This window comes from Pandoraea sp. SD6-2 (genome assembly GCF_000389825.1).
In the GTDB taxonomy this organism is placed as follows: Bacteria; Pseudomonadota; Gammaproteobacteria; order Burkholderiales; family Burkholderiaceae; genus Pandoraea; species Pandoraea communis.
Window position 1 is genome coordinate 418362 of record NZ_KB944454.1, and the last position, 23172, is coordinate 441533.

Below are 23172 nucleotides of genomic sequence, written 5' to 3' on the forward strand. Positions count from 1 at the left end.
CCTTAGAGGAGACAACCTATGCCAGCCACCCCCATCAACGTAACGGCGTTCATCGACCGGCATCGCATCTCGCCGTTTCAAGTGATGATCGTCGTTCTGTGCTTTCTGATCGTCGCGATCGACGGCTTCGACACGGCCGCCATCGGCTTCATCGCGCCAGCGATTCGGGCCGAATGGTCGCTGACGCCGGCGCATCTCGCACCGCTCTTCGGTGCGGGACTGGCGGGCCTGATGGCCGGTGCCTTCCTGTTCGGACCGCTCGCCGACAAGTTCGGCCGCAAGACGATCCTGATCTTCTCCGTGCTGTTCTTCGGCGTGGCGAGTCTGGCGTCGGCGTGGTCGATGGAGTTGTGGCAACTGATCGCCCTGCGCTTTTTGACCGGCCTCGGTCTGGGCGGCGCGATGCCAAACGCCATCACGCTGACGTCGGAATATTGCCCCGACGCGCGCCGCTCGTTCCTCGTGACGACCATGTTCTGCGGCTTCACGCTCGGCTCGGCGCTGGGCGGTCTCGCGTCGGCCGGGTTGATCGAAGCCTTCGGCTGGCGCTCCGTGCTGGTCGTGGGCGGGGTGATGCCGCTCGTGCTCGGCGTGATCCTGATTCGTGCGTTGCCCGAATCGGTGCGCTACCTCGTGATGGCGGGCAAATCGCCGGAACGTGTGGCGGCGTCGCTGCAACGCATTGCGCCGCATGAGGACCTGCGCGGCGCCACATTCAATATCGCCACGAAAGCGTCGTCCACGTCGCCCGTGGGGCATCTCTTCAAGCCGGAATTGCTGCGCGGCACGCTGCTCTTCTGGATCACGTTCTTCATGAGTCTGCTCGTGATCTATCTGCTCTCGAGCTGGCTGCCGACGCTGCTTCGCACCAACGGCCTGACGCTGCGCAACGCCGCCATCGTCACGGCCATGTTCCAGGTGGGCGGCACGCTGGGCGCCATCGTGCTGGGCTGGCTGATGGATCGCTTCAATCCGCATTACGTGCTCGCAGCCGCTTATGTGCTGGCCGGCGTTTGCGTGGCGGCCGTCGGACCGCTTGCCAGTTCACCGGTACTCGCCTCCGTGGCGGTGTTCTGGGCGGGCTTCTGCGTGTCGGGTGGTCAGGTCGGTGCGAATGCGCTGTCCGCCGAGTTCTACCCGACGGACTGCCGCGCGACGGGCGTGAGCTGGGCTAACGGTGTCGGCCGCCTCGGTTCGGTCGTCGGCTCGGTCGGCGGGGCATCGATGCTCGCTATGGGCTGGTCGATGCCCGCCCTGTTCGCCACCATCGGCGTGCCCGCCGTGCTCGCCGGTCTGACGATGCTCGCGCTCGGCCGTCTGCGTCATCGGCAGGCGGCGATGGCGGTGCGTGCCACGGCCTGAGTGTTTCGCCACTCGTAACGACCGCTCCAGGTCGAACGGGCGCCATCCGCGTCGCGCGATGGCGCCCGTTCGCTTTTGGGGCGAGGGTTTGGCGCCGAAAGCGCGCGGCCGCGTGTTGCACCGCGCAAAGCGCCGCGGATAGGAATAAAGTGTCGGCTGACGGCGAAGTCGAAGTGCCTTCAGGGCACCCGCGTCATCCCGACGCCACGCCGCGAATCCAACTTCCCCTCCGGAGATTGAAGGTGTCGCTGCCCCCACTGCTGGTCGTTATCCCGATGCATCCCGAGCAGTTGTCCGAACTGCAAGCGCAGTTCGACGTGATCTACCGTCCGAGCCATCACCCTGTGCCGGAAGGCTGGGGCCCCGAAGGCGAGCAAGCGCGCTTCGTCCTCACGAATGGCGGGCGAGGTCTGAATGCTGCCGAACTGGCGCATTTGCCCAAGGTTGAACTGGTCAGTGCGCTGGGCGCCGGCTACGAGAATCTGGATCTCGCCACGATCCGTTCGCGCAACATCGCGGCCGTGAACGGCGCCGGTGCCAATGCGCCGACGGTCGCCGATCAGGGCTTCGCACTGCTGCTCGCCGCTGTGCGTCGCATTCCGGAGTATGACGCGGCTTGCCGCAAAGGCGTGTGGCGCGACGCGCTGCCCATGCAGCCCGGCGTATCGAGCAAGAAGCTGGGGATCGTGGGGCTGGGCGCCGTCGGCCGTCAGTTCGCCAAGCGCGGTGAGGGCTTCGACATGCAGATCGGCTACCGGAATCGCCATCGTCGCGACGATTTGCCTGCGCACTATCAATTCTTCGACAGCGTGCTGGCGCTGGCCGAGTGGGCCGACTATCTCGTCGTCACGGCGCCGGGCGGCGCAGAGTCGTATCACCTCGTGAATGCCGACGTGCTGCGCGCGCTCGGCAAGCACGGCTTTCTCGTCAACATGGGACGCGGCAGTATCGTCGACACCGCCGCGCTGGCCGATGCGTTGCGCAACGGCACCATCGCCGGTGCCGGGCTTGACGTGTACGAGGGCGAACCGTCACCGCCTGCGGCACTGATCGACTTGCAGAACGTGGTGCTGAGCCCGCACGTCGCAGGGCGCTCGCCCGAGGCCGAAGCCGCCACGCTCGCCATGTTCCTCGAAAATACGCGTCGCTATCAGGCAGGGGAACCGTTGCTCACGCCGTTGTGATTGGCGAGACGCCTCAGTGATTGTCCAGCCCGTCGATGCTGCGCTCGGGCGACGACGTCAGCGTGACGCCGTCATTGACGGGCTCGAACTCGATGCTGCTCTTGGCGCTAGCCGTAGTGAAGGCTGTCTCGCATGTCGGACACCTGACTTCGGCATCCGAATGAAGATAGTCATAGAGCGCCTGAACGGTCGGCTGGCTCGCCGCGACGGCGAAGCGGGCTTTGCAGGTAGGGCAAACGACGAAACCAGTGTGGATCGACAGCATGGTGAGCCTCCCGTCGGCAATGTGATCGATTCTACAGCCTGTCGGTTCGTCTCGGGCCAGCGCGCGCGGCATCGCCTCCAGGGCAACGATCCGGCGCCTGTGCCGGCGATGACCGGTCGGCCGCAGCCGCCGCGTCGTTCCATCAAGGAAACCTTACGGAAGCGGGCAGTGCATTGAGAAAATCAATGCGGGGGAACCGGCCGGCGGTTCGATCGATCGCACCGACATGCGCAGTAACCGGGGCGGCAACGTGCGGCCCAGGCCACCTATACTGACAATTCGGCCCACGTCGTTTGCATCACCGGCGAATCCTGCACTGGGAGCACATATGGCTCGCGCGATCTGGAAGGGCGCTATCAGTTTCGGACTGGTCAACGTGCCCGTCTCGCTGTTTCCCGCATCGAGCACACACACGCTCGATCTCGACTGGCTCGACAAACGCACGATGTCGCCGGTCGGCTACAAGCGCGTCAACAAGGAAAACGGCAAGGAAGTGCCGCGCGAGCAGATCGTGCACGGCTACGAGTACGAGAAAGGGAATTACGTCGTGCTGAGTGACGACGAGATTCGTTCGGCAAATCCGGTGGCAACGCAGACCGTCGACATTCTGGCGTTCGTCGACGCGACGGACGTCTCGTTCATGTATCTGGAGACACCCTACTACCTCGTCCCGGAGCGAGGCGGTGCAAAGGCGTACGCGTTGCTGCACGCTGCACTCATCAAGGCGGGCAAACTCGGTATCGCGCGCGTAGTGATGCATACGCGCGCGCACCTGGCGGTGCTGGCACCGTCGGGCGATGCACTCGTGCTCGACACGTTACGCTGGCAGGAGGACATGCGTGACCCGGCCGAGGTCGGGCTGACGAAGGAGAAGCTCGGCAAGCTCGCCGCGCCGGGCGATCGCGAGCTGGACATGGCGATCCGGTTGATCGGCGAAATGTCCGGCCCCTGGCGCCCCGGCGACTATCACGACACGTTTCAGGACGACCTCAAGGCGCTCATCGATCGGAAGGTCGCCTCGGGACAGACCCGTGAAGTCGCGCAAATCGAAGCGAGCGCACCCAGGTTATCGAGCAACGGCAACGTCACGGACCTGATGGCGCTGCTCAGGCAAAGTCTCGGCACGAAGGGCAAACCCGGACAGAAGACGACAGCGAAGAAGACATCGGCCGGCAAGGCATCGGCCAAACGCGCCAAATCCGGATAACGGCGATCATGCCCAAGCGCGACTTGACTGCTACGAAAGCCACGCGACGCCGGGAATCCCGCGACTCGTTGGCCACCTACGACGCCAAACGCAACTTCACATCGACGCCCGAGCCGCGCGGCGAACCCGCGTCGCAAGGCAACGCGTTGCGATACGTCATCCAACGCCACGACGCGAGTCACCTTCACTACGACTTCCGCCTCGAACTCGACGGCACGTTGAAATCGTGGGCATTGCCGAAGCAGCCGAGTCCCGACGTCAGCCATCCTCGCCTTGCCGTTCAGGTCGAAGACCACCCGCTGGCCTATGCCGATTTCGAAGGCGACATCCCGGCCGGCAATTACGGCGCAGGTCACATCGACATCTGGGACAGCGGTTCGTGGGAACCGGATGGCAACGCGCAACGCGACTATGCAAACGGCAAATTGTCGTTCACCTTGCATGGCGAGCGGCTGAACGGACATTGGACACTCGTTCGCACCGATAAACCTGCTCGCCAGCCCCAGTGGCTGCTGATTCATCGGCACGACGATAACGTGGCCGAAAACGTGGCGTCGAACGCTGCCGGGAAATCGACGGCCGCGCCGGTCGCCTTGCGAAGATCGCCGGCGAAACCGCCAGCCGACATGCAACCGATGCTCGCGACCCTTGTCGATGCCGCGCCCGCTTCCGAGGGCTGGCATGCCGAGATCAAGCTCGATGGCTACCGCGTGCTCATTCGTATTGCCGGCGACGACATTCGCGTCTTCACCCGTTCCGGGCAGGATTGGACGCATCGCTTTGGACCTGCCGTCGATGCGTTGCGCAAGCGAGGCTTGCCAAACGCATGGCTCGACGGCGAGGCCGTCGTGACCAACGAGCATGGTCTGCCCGACTTCCAAGCGTTGCAGCGCGCGTTCGACGAGAACGCGCAGGACGCCATCCTCATCTACGTTTTCGACTTGCCGTGGTGCAACGGCCGCGATCTGCGCGACTTGCCGCTGCGAGAGCGTCAGGTGACACTCGCCAGCCTTTTCAAAGGGCGCGAGACGGATGCCGTGCGGGTTCTCCAGCCGGTCAGCGGCGATCTCGAGTCGCTCTGGCACGGAGCCTGCGAGGCGGGTCTCGAAGGCATCATGATCAAGCGCGACGACTCGCCGTATATCGCAGGGCGCAGCGACGCATGGCGCAAGCTCAAATGCTCACAGCGTCAGGAATTCGTCGTGCTGGGGTTTACCGAGCCGGCCGGCTCACGACAGGGTTTCGGAGCGCTGTTGCTCGGGTACTACGATGACGACGGCAAGACGTTGCGCTACGCGGGGAAGGTCGGTACGGGTTTCGATGCGGATGCACTACGGCGTATGAGAAAGCAATTCGATGCGCTCGAGACGGCGAAGCCGCCGCTCTCGCCCACACCTCGACCGGGAGGCCGGGCACTCGTGCACTGGCTTCGCCCCACACTCGTCGCCGAAGTGCGTTTCGCGGAGTGGACACGCGACGGCAACGTCCGCCAAGCCTCGTTTCTCGCGATGCGACAAGACAAGGCCGCCAAGGACATTCGGCGCGAAGTCCGTCGTACCGGGCCCGCCATCGTCAATGCCCACAAGGAGACGCCACCCATGCCACGCACCGCTCAATCGAATGATGGAACATCCGTGCCGCCGGTGAAGATCAGCCACGGCGAGCGCGTCATGGACACGCATTCCGGCGTGACGAAAGCCGAACTGGCCGCGTATTACCACGCCGTGAGCCCGTGGATGCTCCCGCACCTCGCCGGACGACCGGTCGCGGTGTTGCGCGCCCCCGAAGGCATCGGTGGCGAGATGTTCTTTCAAAAGCATGCGGCGAAGACGATACAGGGCGTGCGCGCGCTCGATCCGTCACTCGATCCGGATCATGAACCGCTCATGCAGATCGACGACGCGCGGGGCCTCGCCGGTGCCGTGCAGATGGGGGTGGTGGAGTTCCACACATGGAACGCACGCAGCGATCTGATTGAACGCCCCGACCGGGTGATCTTCGATCTCGATCCCGGCAAGGGCGTGACGTTCACGCGCATCGTCGAGGACGCGCGACTGATTCGCGGCTTGCTGGAGGAACTTGGGCTGACGGCGTTCGTGAAGACGAGCGGCGGCAAGGGGCTGCATGTCGTGACCCCCTTGGCGCGGCGTCACGAATGGGACGTCGCCAAGGGATTTGCAGAAGGGGTGGCCAAGCACATGGCGCGCGTGTTTCCCGATCGCTTCACGGCGACGATGGGGGCGAAGCATCGCATCGGGAAGTGTTTCGTCGACTATCTGCGCAATTACCGGGGGGCGACGACGGTCTGCGCATACTCCGCCCGAGCCCGTGAAGGCATGGCCGTGTCGATGCCGGTGCGCTGGGAGGAACTGTCCGATTTACCCGGTGCCGACGCGTGGAATGTGCGCAACGCCGTCGAACGGCTCAATACCCTGAAACAAGACCCTTGGGCCGGCTACGAGAATGCCTCGCAGCAGCAGGTAACGAAGACGGTGCTGGAGCGGTTGGGGGATTGAGGTATCCGAAGTCCCTCACCCGCGAGTCGCGCCTCCTCCATCCCCATCCTGCAACCAACGGCGCTTGTCGCGCAGCGGGGCTTCGCCAAACACGCGCGCATATTCGCGGCTGAACTGCGACGCGCTTTCGTACCCGACAGCCTGCGCCGCAGCCGCGACGGCGATGTCTGCCCCGAAGATCAGCCGGCGGGCTTCCTGCAAACGCAATTGCTTTTGATACTGCACCGGGCTCATCGCCGTCACCAGCTTGAAATGGTGATGCAGCGACGACACGCTCATGTGCACCTCCTGCGCCAACGCCTCCACTCGCAACGGCTGCGCATAGTGCTCGCGTAACCAACGCACCGCGCGCGCGATGCGATTCATCTGGCTATCCTGCAATGCCATCTGGCGCAACAACACGCCCTGCCCGTTCATCAGCAAGCGGTACACGATCTCGCGCCTGATCATCGGCGCAAGAATCGGGATGTCGCGCGGTGTTTCCAGCAGGCGCAGCAGACGCAACACGGCATCGAGCAGCGCTGCGTCCAGCCGGTTTACGTACAGGCCCCGGCCGCTCGCCGATGGGGCGGGCGGCGGCAGATGTTCGTCACCGATGAGCGACGTCACGTCCTCAGCCGCCAGATTGAGCCGCAGCCCGAGATACGGCGATTGCTCGCTCGCCCCCGACACCTGCGCCACCACCGGCAAATGCACCGACGTCACCATGTAGTGCATCGGATCGTAGGCGTAATGTTCTTCGCCGATCTGCAAGCGCTTTTCGCCTTGCGCGATGACGGCAAACGCCGGCTGCTGCAACGCTGGCTTCGGGCCGCCCGGATGCAGGATGCGATGCACGAAGAGGCCATCCACTGCCGTCGGCGTGGTGCCCTCCAATGCGCGCGTGGCTCGCTCAAGCAGACCGACCAGCTCGTTGCGCGCGGTGAGCGACGGATCGTCGGCGAACTCGCTCTGCGCCGCCTCACGTGGCGGATTCTTGACCAGATGCATGAAAGTGCCCTCAATTCGGATCAGCCGGTATGCGCATCATGTGCGTTATGCTCGACGATGTTGCACAGCATACGCCTGCGACGGGAACTTGCCTGATCCTCCAGCTCAGAACAGGTACGATCAGGCACAAATTCCGGAGAATCCGGCAAAATCCGGACGTCCTCACCGGTCGATCGCGCCGCCACGCCAGGTGGAGCTGCCATCTTCCCGCCATGTTCGGCAACGCTTTCCAGCCGCCGATCGCCTCATTCAAGCGCATGACGCCGGCCGCGTGCAGAATCAGGCAGGAAATGTGCAGGAACAGGTACTGCTTGCCTGATGCCCCGCGACGCATAATGCATCCCATCCCGTGCACACCGTCTGCCCCCTGACGGTCACTTGCGACGGGCGGCAATTTCAACGGAGCGACGCAATGCGACAAAGGAAACTTGGCAACACCGGCCTTTTCGTCTCGGAACTATGCCTCGGCACAATGACCTTCGGCGGACAGGGCGACATGTGGAGCAAGATCGGCCAATTGCAGCAACACGATGTCGACACGCTCGTGGGCCGCGCACTCGACGCAGGCATCAACTTCATCGATACCGCCGACGTTTATTCGGAAGGTCAATCGGAAGTGCTCACCGGTCAGGCACTGCGCAATCTCAAAGTGCCGCGCGATAACGTCGTGGTCGCCACCAAGGTCTTCGGTGTGACGGGCGCACAAGGCACCAACTCACGCGGTCTGTCGCGCTATCACATCATGGATGGCATCAAGGCCAGCCTCAAGCGCCTGCAACTCGATCACATCGACCTGTATCAGGTGCACGGCTTCGATCCGGCCACGCCCATCGACGAAACCCTCAGCGCGCTCGACACACTGGTGCGTCAAGGGCACGTACGCTACATCGGTGTCTCAAACTGGGCTGCGTGGCAGATCGCCAAGGCGCTTGGCATTTCGGCGCGTCTGAATCTCGCGAGCTTCGCCTCGCTCCAGGCGTACTACACGGTTGCCGGCCGCGATCTCGAACGCGAAATCGTACCGATGCTGCGCAGCGAGAACGTCGGCCTGATGGTGTGGAGCCCGCTCGCCGGCGGCCTGCTCTCGGGCAAGTACACGCGCGACGGTCAGACCGAAGCCGGCAGCCGCCGCCAGAGCTTCGACTTTCCGCCGGTCAACGTGGAGCGCGCTTACGACGTCATCGACGTCATGCGTGGCATCGCCGCCGAGCAGGGCGTGTCGGTGGCGCAGATCGCGCTTGCCTGGTTGCTCGCCCAGCCGGTTGTCTCGGCCGTCATCATCGGTGCCAAGCGCACCGACCAGCTCGACGACAACATCGCAGCCACGCGCGTCACGCTGAACGCGCGCGAGTTGTCGGCCATCGATGCCGCCAGCGCACTGCCGAGCGAATATCCGGGCTGGATGCTCTCGCGTCAGGGCGACCCGCGCCGCGCGCAACTCGCCGAAGCCGGCCTGCTTTGATGCCCTGTCGCTGTAGGTAGCGCTCAACCGCAGTCACGAAACACGGCGCATCGCGAAAGCGGTGCGCCGTGTTTGCATTGTCGACGGCCCTATCGCGTGCAGGGCACGCAGCGTCAGAAGGTGTGACGCATGCCGACGTTCACCCCCAATTGGCTCGTCCCCGCCGCCGGCGCGCCACCCGCCCCGCCCGAACTCACCGAATACGCCGCGTGCTCGCTATTCCCCAGCCACGCCACCTGCGAGTACACGGCCGTTCGCTTCGACAGGAAGTACGTACCTCGCAGCGTCGCCATGGTCGCCCGTGTGTTCTGACGAGCGTTGAGCATGCGGAAGACTTCGCCATCCACGGCAAATGCTGGCGTGAATTGATACATGGCGCCAACGTAGAACATGTCGGAGTTCACATCGGCCACCGCTGCGGACGCCGTTTGCACGCGACGGCCGAGCCATCCCGCCCCCGTCTTCCAGTTGCCCCCCTTGACATAGCCGTTCATCTGCCAGCGCGTGTCCTTGTCCGACGAACTCGTGAGCGGCACGGCCGCTGCGCCGTTGAAGAAGTTCGCGGCAGCACCGGCGCCGCCACGCTGTTCGTCCCACGCGAGCGCCACGCCGAACCATGCCGTGTCGTACTTGAGCATCGTCGAGATCTGGCGGCAGGACGTCATCTGTCCAGGCGTTTGTCCGGCGCATGTGCCCTGCCCCGGCGAGTTGCCGGTGCCGCCGCCGTCGCGTCCGAACGAATAGGTGGCGCCCACCGTCAGGCCCTGAAACACGCCCTTGTAGGCGACGGTGTTATCGCTGCGCGCGTTCGGGATGTAGCTGTCGAGCGATCCGCTGCCGAAGAGATCCGGGCCGAGAATGTCGGCATCGTTCATGACCCAGAACGTCATCGAATACTGGCGGCCGAACGACAGCGTGCCGTAGGGATTCGACAGCCCCACCCACGCCTGACGGCCAAACAGCCGCCCGCCCTGATTGAGATCGCCCGCGCGAACATTGAATCCGCTCTCGAGCGCGAACACCGCGTGCAAACCACCGCCGAGATCCTCATCGCCACGCAGGCCCCAACGCGACGGCAGCGACCCGGTGTTGGCCGGCACGCGCACGAGCGAGCTGTTGTTGGCGCCGGCGTGCGAGAGGTATTCGATACCGGTGTCGAGAATGCCGTAGAGCGTCACGCTCTGGGCCGAGGCGGAAGTGTGGGCCAATGCGAGGCCGGCAGCCAGCGCGAGCGCGGGCAGTCCCTTGAGGGTCACGATGATGTCTCCATTGATTCATGTGGTAGTCCGGCCTGTGTCGACCGGTAGCTGGCAAATGCCTGCGGGGGCAGGCGCCGCGGCTTGCGCGTCGGGGAACGTTCAAGCCGCGGGGACAGCAAGGGCGAGCGTGTCTGGGCGCTCGCCCCGGGCACCGCTCAGACCGCCCCCGTGGCAGGCTGGGTGGCGGCTGCGGCAAGAGACCCCGTGCGTCCCACGCGACGGCGCATGACGAGCATCAGCGCCGCCGCAAGAAACGCAGGAATCGCGACGATCTGAAAGGCCTGCGCCGTGCTCGACGCAGTGGCGATCAGCACGCCGCCAAGGCTGGAGCCCAGGATCGAACCGAGACGTCCGACACCCAGCGCCCATGCCACGCCGGTCGCGCGCGACGCCGTCGGGTAGTACGCCGCTGTCAGCGCATTGGCCCCGGTTTGCGATCCGGCGATACCGAAGCCCGCGAGGAAGACAACCGTCATCAGCCAGCCAGCCTGATGCGTGACCGCCCCAAGCACACACAGTGCGATGCCGGCCATGACATACGACGCGGCCAGCACCCGATACGGACTCGTGCGATCCATCGCGAAGCCGATCAGCACCGCGCCGACGGTGCCGCCGAGCGGCAACATCGCGCCGATGCGAGCCGCTTCCGCCAACGTGTAACCCGAATCCTTGACGACCAACGGCAGCCAGCTCGTCAGCAGATAGAACGCGCACAGCGTACAGAAGTAAGTCGCCCAAAGCAGCAGCGTGCCCACGACGTACCGGCGCGTGAATAACCCGCCCACCGCAGAACTCGCAGCGCCGGCCGGCACCACTTCCGGATCGATGCGCGTGACCTGCGGATCGATGTGCCGTGCGATGGCCAGCAACTGGTCGGCACTGTCTGCGCGTGCGGCGAGGTAGCGCATCGACTCCGGCAACCAGCGCATGAGCACCGGCACGACGGCGAGCGGCACAACGCCACCGGCGATCAACACGCCGCGCCAGCCAATGTGCGGGAGCGTCTGCGCGACGATCTCGCCGCCGATGGCGAAGCCCAGCGTGAAGCCGCAGAACGTGGCCGTCACAAGCAGCGAACGCATGCGCTCGGCGCAATATTCCGAACTGAGGGTGATGGCGTTGGGCATGGCGCCGCCCAGGCCGATGCCGGTAAGGAAGCGCATGACGGCAAGCTCGGTCGGGCTGTGAACGAACGCCGACGCAATGCTGCCCAGAGAGAACAGGATGACCGAGAGAATCAGCACGCGTTTGCGGCCGATGCGGTCGGCCAGCGGGCCGAAGATGAAGCAGCCGAGCATCAGGCCGCCAAGCCCCGCACCGAAGACCGTGCCGAGGCTGGTCGTCGCCATCGTCCATTCGCTACGGATGGCCGGTGCGAGGTAGCCGATGGCGGCAGTATCGAAGCCGTCCAATGTGACGATCAGGAAGCACAGGGCAATCACGCGCCATTGAAATGGCGTGATGCCCCTGCGGTTCATCAAGGCGGAAATTTCCATGTCTGTCTCCTGTGCGGTGGTGTCCGCTGACTGAGCGGCGGGCCGTGGCGTCTGTCGACGACGCTCTGCGAAGGCCGCACCGCCGGTTGGGGGCGATTACGTCAAAAAATCGGGCATGACGCTCCGGATCGCCGAGTCGCGATCACGCGGCAGGCGATGCGCTTGCGTCCGGCAATTCCGGATCTCCCGCCGAGAGGTATTCCCACATGCGCTCAATGATCCGGCCCGAGCGGGTGGCGCGCGCGCGGCAGGCGTCGGGATCGAGTACGGCTGCGGGGTAAGCGGCTTCGAGCGCGAGCACGTCGAGGTCGACGCGGGCCGCGTCTTCGAGGTACCACGTAAGCGCCACCATCGCTTCGAGCGTGTCGGCGGCGACAACCACGCCGTTGCCACGCATCACCACAGCGGCGTTCTCGCTCATCCTGGCGATGACCGCCTCGGCTTGCGCGTCGGAGCGAATCAGTTGCGGGTCGTCCCACAGCGGCACGCCGGGAGCGAAGTAAGTGCCCGGGCCGTGCAACGCGCGTGGCGTTCTGCGCAGTGTCGAGAGCGACATGGTCTTGGGCGGCATCGAGCGCGCTACAGCGCCAATATCGGAACGTGAGCGATAGATCTTCTGATGCAGACGGACTTCGCCGAGCACGCCGTCGGGCAGCGGGCCATCGACGGGCACCACCGTGCCCGCTTCGCCCACGCCGATGAGTCCCATCGGGCGGGCCGCGCATACGAGAAAGTGATCGGCGTCGAGACGCGCGCTGCAATGACCGTACGCGTGGGCCAGCCCTGCGCGGGCCAGCGTGCGCGCCGCTACGCGCACCGCGCGATCCAGCTCGGCGATGCGCCCGGCATCGAACGTGTGTTGTCTCATGGGGAATCCAGCGCTATTCAGTGTTATTCGGCGTTATCAGGCGTCATGACCGCAAGCCAATCGATGCATCGCGTCAGGCCGAAAACTCGGGGATCTCGGGTTTCGCGCCCCACATGCAGAACCCCGTCGGATCGAAGGGGAACTGACGCGGCACGTAGGTCGCTTCGTCTTCGGGCGCGATCTTGCGCACGCCCGTGGAGTACTCGTAGACCATGCCGTCCGGCCCCGCGAAGTACAGGAACATCGCGTGCGACGTGGGGTGACGTCCCGGACCGAAGCGAATCGGCACGCCTTGCTCGCGCAGGAAGTACCAGGAGCGCATGAGGTCGTCGATGCCGTTCACCTGAAAATTCACATGCTGGATGCCCGCGCGCTTGGCCGGGAACAGTGCGATCTTGTGATGCACGTCGTCGATGCGCAGCAGCGGTGCGTCGCCGATGCGATCCGACACACGGGCGTTGCACACGCTCGTCCAGAAGGCTTCGTCGCGGCGCGCGTCGGTCGTGCACAGCCCAACATGACTGAACGAATCGATGCCCGCATCGCGCTCGCCGTGATACCGGCGGCCGGTCTGCGCGGCGCGCAACACCAGCTCGATCCGATTGCCGCTCGGATCGAGAAACGTCAGAAAATCGCCCACGCGACGCATGTCGGCTTCGTCGCGTGTGCCCCGCCGAAACTCGATGCGCATGCTTTCGAGCTGCGCGGCGGCGGCATCGAAATGCGCGTCGCTCGCGACATCGAACGCGACCGTATGGTCGGCGGGATCGCCTTCGAAGTAGCACACCGAATGGTCGCGGCTGTCGCTGCGAAGGAATACGTAACCGGCCTCCCGGCGCACTTCCTGCAACCCGAGAATGGTGCGCGCATAGCGCGTGGCACCCTCGAGGTCGCGTGTGCCCAGCCGCACGTAACGAATGTCGTGCAGATTGATCACCGCTTGTCTCCTGCGGATATTGTTCGTGTTCCGGGCGAACGCCCGATGACTGCAATGTCGTGGGGATACGATAAGGACCGGCGCCGCATGACGCCAACAAATTGCGTAAATGCGCGGTATTTACGACGTGAATTGGGTGTGCAGCATGCGAGCGGCGCCGTGCCGCCGCCCCGCAGGGCGACGTGTCACACGAACGAGGAAGAATGGCGGATCAGTCTTCGCCGTGGAACAGGCGAAAGAGGGTGCTGCGCAACCAGCGATGGCCGGCGTCGGTGTGAAAGCGCTCGTGCCAGAGTTGCGAGATATCGAACTCGGGGCCATCGAACGGCAACGCGTAGGTGCGTAGATCGGCGGCGGCCTTGAGCGCACGTCCGAGCCGCGTCGGCACACAGACCACGAGGTCGCTCGCGGCAATGAGCGCCGAGAGTCCCATCGAATGCGCCATGCGCAACGCGACGTGGCGCTGGCGCCCCGCCTGTGCAAACCAATGCTCGACGGCCGTCTCGAAGACATCGTGATGACCGGCTGTCGGTCGATACACTGCGTGCGCCGCGCTCAGAAATGCTTCGCCGGTCAGTTGTTCGCGAATCGTGGGATGCCCGTCGCGCACGAGTGCGACGTAGTGCTCGCGAAACAAACGCTGCTGGTGGAAGCCCGACGAGAAGCGGGTGAAGAGTCCCAGCGTGAGATCGATATCGCCCATCGCCATGGCGTTCTGCGCCTCACGCGGCGTGGTGTCGACGGTGACAATGCGCACGCCCGGCGCCTCGGCCGCGAGCGTGGCCATCAGCTTCGGCATGAAGATCAACTGACCGATGTCGCTCAGGTAAAGACGGAACGTGCGTTGCGCGTTTGCCGGCACGAAGTCCTGCGGCGCCTCCACTGCACCACGGATCAGACCGAGACCTTCGGTGACCGGCGGCGCGAGCGCGAGGGCGAGATCGGTCGGCCACATGCCTTGCGGCGTCTTGACGAACAACGGGTCGCCAAACGCGAGACGCAGACGTTTGAGCGCGTTGCTCACGGCCGATTGCGTGAGGTTCAGTTCCTCTGCGGTGACGGTCGTGCTGCGCGTGCGCAGCATCGACTCGAACACGAGCAATAGATTCAGGTCGAGCGAGCGTAAGTTCATGCCCAGCCGTGCAGTCCTGCAAGAAGCATTTAGAGCGTCAGGGTCGAGGCCCCACAGGCGGGGCGGTCCCGCATTTTAGGCAACGTCCGGCAACATGGGCAGTGCGGGAAACCCCGCCCATTCGCCCTGTCGCGATCATGATATTTACGTGCGCGTGCTCGCACGCGCCGCTTCATGCAGACGCGCCATAACTTCCAGCACTTCGGGACGCTTCTCTCGCTTGGCCGTCACGATGTGGTACTTCAGCGGGCACGCCACTTCGACGCTCGACAAGCGCTTGAGACGGCTGCGGGCGATCCAGTCGTCGGCCAGCGGCGCACGGGCCATTGCAATGCCGAGTCCCGCTTCTGCGGCCGCAAGCACGACGGTGTAATCCTCGAAGCGCCGGTCCCGGGCTCGCGGGCGCAGCGAAACGCCTTGCGCGCTGCACCACGCGCGCCAGCCCGTCAGGTCGGAGTCGTGCAGCAACGGCATCGCGAGCATGTCGGCCGCGCTCGCGCCCTCGAGACGCTGCGCAATGTCCGGTGAGGCGATCGGGTACAGTGTCTCGTCCATCAACGGTTCGGCATCGACACTGGTCCAGCCGCCACGGCCATAGCGCAGCGCGATGTCGACTTCTCCCGCGCCCACATCTGCATTGCGATGTTCTGTGGTGACGTGAATGTCGATGAACGGCTGCCCCGCTTCGAGCGAACGCAACCTTTCGAGCAGCCAGAGTTTAGCGAAGGACGGCACCACGCTCAGACGCACGGCCGGCGCCTTGCGTGCCTGATGCCACTGGTCGGCAGCCGCATCGATCACGTCGAACGCATGCTCGATACGCCCCAGGAATCGCTGGCCGTCGCAGGTCAGGCTGACACCCCGGCCGTGCCGCTCGAACAGCGCGCATCCGAGCCAGTTTTCCACTGCCCCGACGCGGCGGCTGATCGCACCATGCGTGAGGCCGCTCGCGTCGGCCGCCGCCGTGAACGAGCCGTGACGAGCGACGAGGCAGACAGTCTCCAGATTGGCCAGCGGCGGGCGGGCGCGGTGCGAAGTGTTCATGAGACGGGGGGGCGAAGAAATCGGCGCAGAGAAAACCGGCGAGGTGTGAATCCAGATCACACCTCACTGGCGATTTTTGCAGTAGCTTATCACCGCGCGCGTGCGGCAAGATTGACGCTTGCGGGCCGTTGCGCCACAACATCGCATGCCGCTGCGGCGTGCGTCGCCGTTGCCCGCGCGTCCCCTTACAGGAGTCCGTCGTGTCAGCCGCTGCCCCCGCCTCGTTCACGCTCTATGTGGACGCTAAGTTCACGAGTCCCTACGCGCTTTCGGCTTTCGTCACGCTGCGCGAGAAAGGTCTGCCGTTCGATCTGCGCACCGTCGATCTCGAGCAAGGCGCGCATCACGACATCGGCTTCGCGGATCTGTCGCTCACGCGCCGCGTTCCCACGCTCGTACACGGCGAGTTCGCGCTATCCGAATCGTCGGCCATTACCGAGTATCTCGAGACGATTTCGCCCGAAGTGCCGGTCTATCCGCCGGATGTGCGCGAGCGTGCCCGGGCGCGTCAGGTGCAGGCCTGGTTGCGCAGCGATCTGGGGGCCTTGCGTGAGGAGCGCTCGACGGAAGTGATCTTCTATGGTCCGGCGGACAAGCCGCTCTCCGACGCGGGCTATGCCGCCGCAAGCAAACTGATCGCCATTGCTCAGAGCCTGCTGCCCGATGGCCGCATGTCGCTGTTCGACAAGTGGTGCATCGCGGACGTCGATCTCGCGCTGATGCTCAACCGCCTCGTGTACAACGACGACGTGGTGCCGCCCGCGCTGGCCGACTACGCCCGCCGTCAATTCACGCGACCGGCGATACAGGAATGGGCGGCGATGACGCGCCCGCCGCGTCCCGGCGATGTGGTCGACGACAAGGCCGCCTGAGCGATCTTCCCTGTCAGGCCGCCACCAGCGCCAGGCGCTGACGGTGAATGCGGATGTAAAGCAAGACAAGCAGACGGTTCGGGCAGTCGTTGCGCAATGCGACGCTGGCCCGGCCGCGCGCGCCATGCTCGATGGCGTGACGGGACACGAGCGCCGCCTGATACGCCGATGCGGCGAGCGTGCGTGCCGCGAATACCAGCAGGAATAATGAGGCAGCCATCGCGATCTGGAAGTCGGCCGAGGTGAAGATTCGCTCGGGCACGTCGAACACCAGCATGGCCATCACGACGCAGGCATCAATGCAGGCGGCCCCCAACGAGGCCACTATCAGATACGCGCGCAACGTCCGAATCGTTGACGATTTCATCTGTCTCCTCTCCCTTTGCTTTTATTGCGCAGGTACGTCCCCAGTATGTGGGCACCCACCGAAAGCATGGCCGTCGACAACGCTGCGGCGTTCCCGACATCATCCGCTTTTGATCTTAAATGTCGAGCACGTTCGGCCAGGTGTGCTGAAACGCTTTTTTACACACGGTTACCTCTGCGCACGATGGACTGGCTTCAGGAATCGGCAAGCTGCACTTCTGCGAAATCTCGCACTTTTCTTCCAAAAACAGGCCAAATTCCGATGTTTTTTGGCGTGATTCCCGCGAAAACCCCGGCGTGACGGCTTGGACGGTGAATTCAGTCGACAGGCAGGGGCCGAAAGGAGGAAAATATCGCCACCTTGCCGTTTACGTTAACGGCACTGACGACTGAAGCCACCTCTGCCGAGACATTGAAGAAACATGAGCGCCGATAATCAATTGCGTTTTGTCGTGGAGCCGCACGCCAACCCCACGCCCGCCGACCAGATCGCCGCCAAGCTGGCGAACCCGGTGTTCGGCCGCGTATTCACGGACCATATGGTCACGATCCGCTGGACCGAGGGCACGGGCTGGCACGATGCGAAGGTAGAGGCCCGCCGTCCGTTCGAGATCGATCCGGCATGCGCCGTGCTGCACTACGCGCAGGAAATCTTCGAAGGCATGAAGGCCTACCGCAGCGAAGACGGCAAGATTTCGCTGTTCCGCCCGCAAGCCAATGCCAAGCGCTTCCGTGAATCCGCCAAGCGCATGTCGATGGCCGAACTGCCGGAAGCCGTGTTCCTCGAAGCCGTGGAAAAGCTCGTCGACATCGACCGCGCATGGATCCCCGGCACCGAGGGCAGCAGCCTCTACCTCCGTCCGTTCATGTTCGCCTCGGAGAGCTTCCTGGGCGTGCGTGCCGCACATGAGTACATCTTCTGCGTGATCGCCTGTCCGGTCGGCCCGTACTTCAAACCGGGCAAGGCAGCCGTAACCGTGTGGGTGTCTGACCAGTACACGCGCGCGGCACCCGGTGGCACCGGTGCGGCCAAGTGCGGCGGCAACTACGCCGCAAGCCTGATTGCGCAGACCGAAGCCAGCGCGAAGGGCTGCGATCAGGTCGTGTTCCTCGACGCCGCACAGCATCGCTGGATCGAAGAACTCGGCGGCATGAACGTGTTCTTCGTGATGGACGACGGCTCGCTCCAGACGCCGCCGCTGTCCGGCACGATTCTGCCGGGCATCACGCGCGCCTCGATCATCGAACTGGCCAAGCGCGAAGGCCTGAGCGTCAACGAAACACCTTACGAGTTTGCCCAATGGCAAGCCGACGCCGCCAGCGGCCGCGTGAAGGAAACGTTCGCTTGCGGTACGGCAGCGGTCGTCACGGCCATCGGTCAGGTGCGTCACGCCAAGGGCGAATTCAACATCGCCGACGGCGGCGAAGGCCCGGTCACGAAGCGCATCCGCGATCAACTCACGGGCATTCAGCGTGGCAAGGTTGCCGATCCGTTCGGCTGGGTGCACCACGTCGCGTAATCGCACGTTGTAACGCCTGGTTTTTCGACATAACAAGCTGTGAAGCTGCGCGTCGCCCGAGACAGCGACGCGGGAAATCGCCGGCGGCGCGCTGCGACATCAGGAGAGTCGGGCGCGCCGTCTTGTTGTCCTTGACTTACAGATCATGAAACACGATTCGGGCGCCGTATCCGGCGCCATTGCGGCAACCGACACAATCGGCGTTCCGCACTCCGTGCTCGAAGACATCTACGCGATGGTCATCGGCATGGCATTTGTGGTGGTCGGTCTGGTGCTGCTCAAGGCTGCCGGGTTGGTCACCGGCGGCGTGGCCGGCATTGCACTGCTCGCCTCCTACGTCTTTCCCCTACCGGTGGGCACCATCTTCACGTTGGTGAACATTCCGTTCTTCCTGTTCGCGTACTTCACGATGGGTTTGCGCTTCGCGCTCAAGTCCACCGTCGCGAGCTTCGGCATCACCTTCGCCCTCGCGGCCATGCCGCAGACGTTCAACGTCGCCTTCGTCAATCCGCTGTTCGCGGCGTTCGTCGGCGGCACGCTGTGCGGCATGGGCATTCTGGCCCTCGCCCGTCACGGCGCCGGCGTGGGCGGCACCGGCATCGTCACGCTCTGGCTGCAGCGCGAGCGCGGTATCAATGCCGGCATCTCTCAGGTGTGTATCGACGCGACGATTCTGCTCGTCTCGCTCACCACCATACCGGCAGGGCGCGTCGCCTGGTCCGCACTGTCCGCCGTGGCCATGAGCGCCATGGTCGTGGCGTGGCACCGGCCGGGGCGCTACACCGGACGTTAGGCCACGGTTAAGCCGCATCAAGCCGCGCCGGCCGCCCCGGCGCGTCCTTCCGGTTCTTCAGGCCGGTACGCGCTCGCCTGAGTCAGCAGCCACTCGCGGAACACGCTCAGTGGCTGCCCGTGCGTGAGTTCCGTCGGGTAGACGAGGTAGTAGGCCGACCCGGCCACGCTCTTCACGTCGAACGGAATCGTCAGGCCGAGGCTCGCCAATTGCCCCTCGACGAAGAACTTCGGCACCAGCGCGATGCCGAGCCCCGCGGCCGCCCCGGCGATCAGCATCGTGTGGAGCTCGTAGCGCACGCCTTGCAATGTCCGGTTGTCCTCGATGCGCTGTTCCGCAAACCATTGCGTCCAGGCGCTGGGACGGGTCGTCGAATGCAGCAGCGCATAGGTGAGCAGATCCGCCGCGTTGCGCACCGGCCCTTTCAGCAGCGACGGGTGGCACACCGGCACCACTTCCTCACCGAAGAGATAGTCCGACGAGGTGCCCGGCCACGTCGGTTGTCCGAAGTGAATGGCCGCTTCGAAGTGCGTCTCGTCAAACGTGAAGAGGTCGGTGTGCACGCCCATGTTCACGCGAACGTCCGGGTGCCGGTCGTCGAAGTCTTTCATTCTCGGAATCAACCACTCGGACGCGAACGTCGGCAGCACCGCCAGCTCGAGATAGCCGCCACCGCTGCCGTGAGCCATGATCGCGAGCGTGTCACGGTCCAGTTGCTCCAGCGTGCGACGCACTTGCGTGCCGTACAGGCGTCCGGCGCGCGTGAGCACGACCCGCTGTTTCGCCCGAACGAACAAGCGCACGCCAAGCTGCGTCTCAAGTGTGGCGATCTGGCGCGACACCGCGCTTTCCGTCAGGAACAGCTCGCGCGCCGCGTGGGTAAAGCTCTCATGGCGGGCGGCCGCCTCGAAGGCCAGCAGCGCCGCCGTGCCGGGGGTCTTGAATTTGCGCATATTGATTCCCAAAACGCATCAAGTGGCAATTTTATCTCGCTTTACGGGCGTAGCATCCGTTCCAATAATGCTGATACTGCAAGATGGCATGGGGTTACGCGCTTCATGCCATGCCCTGACACCCCTGCGGCGCCCTGAGACGGCGCCCCTCCCCTGCGAGACAATCCGATGCGCAATGCCAATGTGCAGTCCTTGCTGGTTTCCCTGATTGGGGAAGCGCGAACCGACGCGCTCTTCGCCACGCTCAATTCGCCGTCGATTCTGGCCGATTGCGAGCCGGGCCGCGTGACCCGCGCCGAACTGGCGCAGGCCATGAACATGGCGCTGTTCGAAGGGCTGCTGGCGCGTTCGCCGAACGGCCGCACCTATACCGAAGAAGCGATTGCCGGTGGTGGCAGCGTCTACTTCGATCACGGCGCGCTGCGCACGGTGCGCTGGGCGCAGAACGGTGCCCTGCCGCCGGGCGAAGCCGCCTTCACGCGCATTCTGCGTCCGCTGGGCTTCCGTCTGAACGGTCGCTATCCGCTCGATCGTCTCGGCATGACCGGCCGCGCCTATGCCCATGAAGACGCCCCCGAAGAGATTTCGCAATTCTTCGTGAGCGAGTTGCATCCGGAGCGATTCTCCGAGACGTTTCAGCAAGCCGTGTCGCGTGTCGTCGGTACGTCGAAAGACCCGCTCACGCCGGCGGCCGTCAGTCAGCTCTGGGAACTGGAACGCGACGGCACCCTGCCGCTCGACAGCGCACAGGCGCTGCTGCCGGTGATCGTCGGTGCGTTCGCCCGTCAGCACGACGTGCCGGGCGAAGCCGACTACGAACTGCTGCTGGCCGAATCCGCCGAAATGGCCTGGATTGCGACCGAAGGCAACGCGTTCAACCATGCGACCGACCGCGTCGAAGACGTGTTCGCGCTGTCCGACGCCGAGAAGGCCAAGGGCCGCCCGATGAAGCCCGAGGTCGAGCGCTCACGCTCCGGCCGCGTGTTCCAGACGGCTTATCGTGCCGACACCGTGCGTCGCGAGTTCCGCGGCAAGGACGGCGAGATCGTCGCACGCGAGGTGCCGGGTTCGTTCTACGAGTTCATCACGCGTCATCGCGAGTACGACACCGCCAAGCGTTGCTGGAAGATCGACCTGCGGTTCGACGCCGGCAATGCGCAAGGTATCTTCAAGATGACGGCCAACGCCAAGTAACCGAGCCGGGTGGCCTTCGGCGCACAATACGTCTTGTGCGCCTGTGCAGCCTCCTCACCTGCCGGCGCCGGTGAACGGCACCGGCGGCCAACACTGAATTCCATAGGGGTATCAACGTGAACGCGACTTCCATCCTCAACGAGTTGGGCATTGCCAAACTGGCCGAAGCCGGCGACATCGCCGTGCACTCGCCGATCGACGGCGCATTGATCGGCCGCGTGGCCAGCGCCTCGGTAGTCGACGCGCAAGCCGCGCTCGCCCGCGCGCACACCGCGTTCACCGCATGGCGCAATGTGCCGGCGCCGCGTCGCGGCGAACTGGTGCGCCTGCTCGGCGAAAAGCTGCGTGAACGCAAGCAGGCGCTGGGCGCGCTCGTCACGCTCGAAGCCGGCAAGATCCTGCAAGAAGGTCTGGGCGAAGTGCAGGAAATGATCGACATTTGCGACTTCGCCGTCGGCCTGTCGCGTCAACTGTACGGCCTGACCATCGCGTCGGAGCGTCCCGGCCACCGCATGGCCGAAACGTGGCATCCGATGGGCGTGTGCACCGTCATCTCCGCCTTCAACTTCCCGGTCGCTGTGTGGTCGTGGAACGCAGCGCTCGCGCTCGTCTGCGGCAACGCCGTCGTGTGGAAGCCCTCGGAGAAGACCCCGTTGACCGCCTTGGCCGTCAACAAGCTGATGGAAGAGGTCATCGCCGAATTCGGCGACGCACCGGAAGGCCTGACCGCCCTCATCATCGGCGGTCGCGACGTGGGCGAAGCACTGGTTGCCGACCCGCGTTCGGCTATCGTGAGCGCCACGGGCAGCACGGAAATGGGTCGCAAGGTCGGCGTGGAAGTCGCCCGCCGCTTTGGCCGTTCGATTCTGGAACTGGGCGGCAACAACGCCGGCATCGTGACCGCCAGCGCCGACATGGAACTGGCCCCGCGCGGCATTCTGTTCTCGGCCGTCGGCACGGCCGGTCAGCGTTGCACCACGCTGCGCCGCCTGTTCGTGCACGAAAGCGTGTACGACAAGACCGTCGACCGTCTGAAAACGCTGTACGGCAAGGTCTCCATCGGCAATCCGCTCGAGCGCGGCACCCTGATGGGCCCGCTGATCGACGAAGGCGCGTTCAAGCGGATGCAGGGCGCTCTCGATCAAGCGCGCGCACAAGGCGGCAAGGTCACGGGTGGCGAGCGTCACACGGTCGCCGGCGCAGAGAACGGTTTCTACGTGAAGCCGGCCATCGTCGAAATGCCGTCGCAAACGGAAGTGGTGCTGACCGAAACGTTCGCCCCGATTCTGTACGTGCTCAAGTACAGCGACTTCTCGGAAGCCATCGACGGCAACAATGCCGCATCGCACGGTCTGTCGTCGTGCGTGTTCACGACCGATCTGCGCGAGGCCGAGCGCTTCACGTCGTCGGCCGGTAGCGACTGCGGTATCGCCAACGTCAACATCGGCCCGAGCGGCGCGGAAATCGGCGGCGCATTCGGCGGCGAGAAGGAAACCGGCGGCGGCCGCGAGTCGGGTTCCGACGCGTGGAAGGGCTACATGCGTCGTGCCACCAACACCGTCAACTACTCTTCCGCCCTGCCGCTCGCGCAAGGCATCGACTTCTCGATCGAGTGAAGTCGCGCTAGCTGCCGCCGGCGTCGCCCATCCCAATGGGCCACGCCGTGGGCGCTACCGCAAGTTCTGTCAGCGCCGGACGCCTCTTGCCAACATGGCGGATGCCTCCGGCGCCCTTCCCCAAGCCGCCGAATTC

20 protein-coding genes are annotated in these 23172 nt (G+C 64.7%); 10 read left to right on the plus strand and 10 right to left on the minus strand.

Going from position 1 to position 23172, the window contains the following annotated elements; translation table 11 throughout:
- The first annotated feature begins 18 nt into the window (after positions 1–18).
- Both C266_RS18270 and C266_RS18275 read left to right on the plus strand, forming a co-directional pair.
- Positions 19–1362, plus strand: a complete 1344-nt coding sequence (locus C266_RS18270; RefSeq protein WP_010804882.1) for an MFS transporter — start codon at positions 19–21, stop codon at positions 1360–1362.
- Between the two features lie 275 nt (positions 1363–1637).
- The gene (locus C266_RS18275) at positions 1638–2546 is read left to right on the plus strand and encodes an NAD(P)-dependent oxidoreductase (RefSeq protein WP_036663728.1); all 909 of its coding nucleotides are present in this window, start codon (positions 1638–1640) and stop codon (positions 2544–2546) included.
- A 13-nt stretch (positions 2547–2559) separates the two neighbouring features.
- Here the strand turns inward: C266_RS18275 and C266_RS18280 are convergent, their stop codons facing one another.
- The gene (locus C266_RS18280) at positions 2560–2811 is read right to left on the minus strand and encodes an MJ0042-type zinc finger domain-containing protein (protein WP_036663448.1); all 252 of its coding nucleotides are present in this window, start codon (positions 2809–2811) and stop codon (positions 2560–2562) included.
- 328 nt (positions 2812–3139) lie between these two features.
- On the opposite strand from C266_RS18280, the gene C266_RS18285 reads away from it, so the two are divergent.
- Together C266_RS18285 and ligD are read left to right on the plus strand one after the other, a co-directional pair.
- Entirely contained in the window at positions 3140–4018 is an 879-nt protein-coding gene (locus C266_RS18285) for a Ku protein (protein WP_010804879.1), read from the plus strand.
- An 8-nt stretch (positions 4019–4026) separates the two neighbouring features.
- The gene (ligD, locus tag C266_RS18290; protein WP_010804878.1) at positions 4027–6534 is read left to right on the plus strand and encodes a DNA ligase D; all 2508 of its coding nucleotides are present in this window, start codon (positions 4027–4029) and stop codon (positions 6532–6534) included.
- A gap of 15 nt (positions 6535–6549) precedes the next feature.
- Here ligD and C266_RS18295 read toward each other — a convergent pair whose 3' ends face one another.
- On the minus strand, positions 6550–7524 hold the full coding sequence (locus C266_RS18295) for an AraC family transcriptional regulator (RefSeq protein ID WP_010804877.1): 975 nt from the start codon (positions 7522–7524) through the stop codon (positions 6550–6552).
- Between the two features lie 412 nt (positions 7525–7936).
- Between C266_RS18295 and C266_RS18300 the strand changes: the two genes are divergently transcribed.
- A complete protein-coding gene (locus C266_RS18300; RefSeq protein WP_010804876.1) occupies positions 7937–8986 on the plus strand; it encodes an aldo/keto reductase in 1050 nt (349 codons plus the stop codon).
- 113 nt (positions 8987–9099) lie between these two features.
- Here C266_RS18300 and C266_RS18305 read toward each other — a convergent pair whose 3' ends face one another.
- The 6 genes from C266_RS18305 to C266_RS18330 all read right to left on the minus strand — a co-directional run bounded on the left by C266_RS18305 (position 9100) and on the right by C266_RS18330 (position 15722).
- Positions 9100–10227 carry a porin gene (locus C266_RS18305; protein ID WP_051126436.1) on the minus strand — a complete coding sequence of 376 codons (1128 nt, stop codon included), beginning with the start codon at positions 10225–10227 and terminating at the stop codon, positions 9100–9102.
- 173 nt (positions 10228–10400) lie between these two features.
- A complete protein-coding gene (locus C266_RS18310) occupies positions 10401–11741 on the minus strand; it encodes an MFS transporter (RefSeq protein WP_010804874.1) in 1341 nt (446 codons plus the stop codon).
- Positions 11742–11883: 142 nt separating this feature from the next.
- Complete coding sequence (locus C266_RS18315) at positions 11884–12609, minus strand: class II aldolase/adducin family protein (RefSeq protein WP_010804873.1); 726 nt, start codon at positions 12607–12609, stop codon at positions 11884–11886.
- 73 nt (positions 12610–12682) lie between these two features.
- A complete protein-coding gene (locus C266_RS18320) occupies positions 12683–13546 on the minus strand; it encodes a VOC family protein (RefSeq protein ID WP_010804872.1) in 864 nt (287 codons plus the stop codon).
- Between the two features lie 211 nt (positions 13547–13757).
- Entirely contained in the window at positions 13758–14678 is a 921-nt protein-coding gene (locus tag C266_RS18325; RefSeq protein WP_010804871.1) for a LysR family transcriptional regulator, read from the minus strand.
- A gap of 144 nt (positions 14679–14822) precedes the next feature.
- Entirely contained in the window at positions 14823–15722 is a 900-nt protein-coding gene (locus C266_RS18330) for a LysR substrate-binding domain-containing protein (protein WP_010804870.1), read from the minus strand.
- Positions 15723–15922: 200 nt separating this feature from the next.
- Between C266_RS18330 and yfcF the strand changes: the two genes are divergently transcribed.
- Positions 15923–16594: a glutathione transferase gene (gene yfcF / locus C266_RS18335; RefSeq protein WP_010804869.1), complete on the plus strand. Its 672-nt coding sequence runs from the start codon at positions 15923–15925 to the stop codon at positions 16592–16594.
- 13 nt (positions 16595–16607) lie between these two features.
- Here yfcF and C266_RS18340 read toward each other — a convergent pair whose 3' ends face one another.
- Positions 16608–16961, minus strand: a complete 354-nt coding sequence (locus C266_RS18340) for a hypothetical protein (RefSeq protein WP_010804868.1) — start codon at positions 16959–16961, stop codon at positions 16608–16610.
- A gap of 421 nt (positions 16962–17382) precedes the next feature.
- Between C266_RS18340 and C266_RS18345 the strand changes: the two genes are divergently transcribed.
- The gene (locus tag C266_RS18345) at positions 17383–18480 is read left to right on the plus strand and encodes a branched-chain amino acid aminotransferase (RefSeq protein WP_010804867.1); all 1098 of its coding nucleotides are present in this window, start codon (positions 17383–17385) and stop codon (positions 18478–18480) included.
- Between the two features lie 145 nt (positions 18481–18625).
- Positions 18626–19273, plus strand: coding sequence for a YitT family protein (locus tag C266_RS18350; RefSeq protein WP_010804866.1), 648 nt, complete (start codon positions 18626–18628; stop codon positions 19271–19273).
- Positions 19274–19290: 17 nt separating this feature from the next.
- Here C266_RS18350 and C266_RS18355 read toward each other — a convergent pair whose 3' ends face one another.
- Complete coding sequence (locus C266_RS18355; protein ID WP_010804865.1) at positions 19291–20226, minus strand: LysR family transcriptional regulator; 936 nt, start codon at positions 20224–20226, stop codon at positions 19291–19293.
- Positions 20227–20394: 168 nt separating this feature from the next.
- Here C266_RS18355 and C266_RS18360 point away from each other — a divergent pair, with 168 nt between their 5' ends.
- Positions 20395–21420: a DUF1338 domain-containing protein gene (locus C266_RS18360; RefSeq protein ID WP_010804864.1), complete on the plus strand. Its 1026-nt coding sequence runs from the start codon at positions 20395–20397 to the stop codon at positions 21418–21420.
- Between the two features lie 116 nt (positions 21421–21536).
- Positions 21537–23036, plus strand: a complete 1500-nt coding sequence (locus C266_RS18365) for an aldehyde dehydrogenase family protein (protein WP_010804863.1) — start codon at positions 21537–21539, stop codon at positions 23034–23036.
- The last annotated feature ends 136 nt before the right edge of the window (positions 23037–23172 follow it).

Excerpts from the sequence above, each read along its gene's own strand:
- C266_RS18325 (WP_010804871.1), bottom strand. The coding sequence starts at position 14,678 with ATGAACTTACGCTCGCTCGACCTGAATCTATTGCTCGTGTTCGAGTCG.
- C266_RS18300 (WP_010804876.1), top strand. The coding sequence starts at position 7,937 with ATGCGACAAAGGAAACTTGGCAACACCGGCCTTTTCGTCTCGGAACTA.
- C266_RS18285 (WP_010804879.1), top strand. The coding sequence starts at position 3,140 with ATGGCTCGCGCGATCTGGAAGGGCGCTATCAGTTTCGGACTGGTCAAC.
- C266_RS18340 (WP_010804868.1), bottom strand. The coding sequence starts at position 16,961 with ATGAAATCGTCAACGATTCGGACGTTGCGCGCGTATCTGATAGTGGCC.
- C266_RS18355 (WP_010804865.1), bottom strand. The coding sequence starts at position 20,226 with ATGCGCAAATTCAAGACCCCCGGCACGGCGGCGCTGCTGGCCTTCGAG.
- C266_RS18315 (WP_010804873.1), bottom strand. The coding sequence starts at position 12,609 with ATGAGACAACACACGTTCGATGCCGGGCGCATCGCCGAGCTGGATCGC.
- C266_RS18350 (WP_010804866.1), top strand. The coding sequence starts at position 18,626 with ATGAAACACGATTCGGGCGCCGTATCCGGCGCCATTGCGGCAACCGAC.
- C266_RS18280 (WP_036663448.1), bottom strand. The coding sequence starts at position 2,811 with ATGCTGTCGATCCACACTGGTTTCGTCGTTTGCCCTACCTGCAAAGCC.
- C266_RS18270 (WP_010804882.1), top strand. The coding sequence starts at position 19 with ATGCCAGCCACCCCCATCAACGTAACGGCGTTCATCGACCGGCATCGC.
- C266_RS18275 (WP_036663728.1), top strand. The coding sequence starts at position 1,638 with ATGCATCCCGAGCAGTTGTCCGAACTGCAAGCGCAGTTCGACGTGATC.
- C266_RS18295 (WP_010804877.1), bottom strand. The coding sequence starts at position 7,524 with ATGCATCTGGTCAAGAATCCGCCACGTGAGGCGGCGCAGAGCGAGTTC.
- C266_RS18360 (WP_010804864.1), top strand. The coding sequence starts at position 20,395 with ATGCGCAATGCCAATGTGCAGTCCTTGCTGGTTTCCCTGATTGGGGAA.
- C266_RS18345 (WP_010804867.1), top strand. The coding sequence starts at position 17,383 with ATGAGCGCCGATAATCAATTGCGTTTTGTCGTGGAGCCGCACGCCAAC.
- ligD (WP_010804878.1), top strand. The coding sequence starts at position 4,027 with ATGCCCAAGCGCGACTTGACTGCTACGAAAGCCACGCGACGCCGGGAA.
- C266_RS18310 (WP_010804874.1), bottom strand. The coding sequence starts at position 11,741 with ATGGAAATTTCCGCCTTGATGAACCGCAGGGGCATCACGCCATTTCAA.
- C266_RS18330 (WP_010804870.1), bottom strand. The coding sequence starts at position 15,722 with ATGAACACTTCGCACCGCGCCCGCCCGCCGCTGGCCAATCTGGAGACT.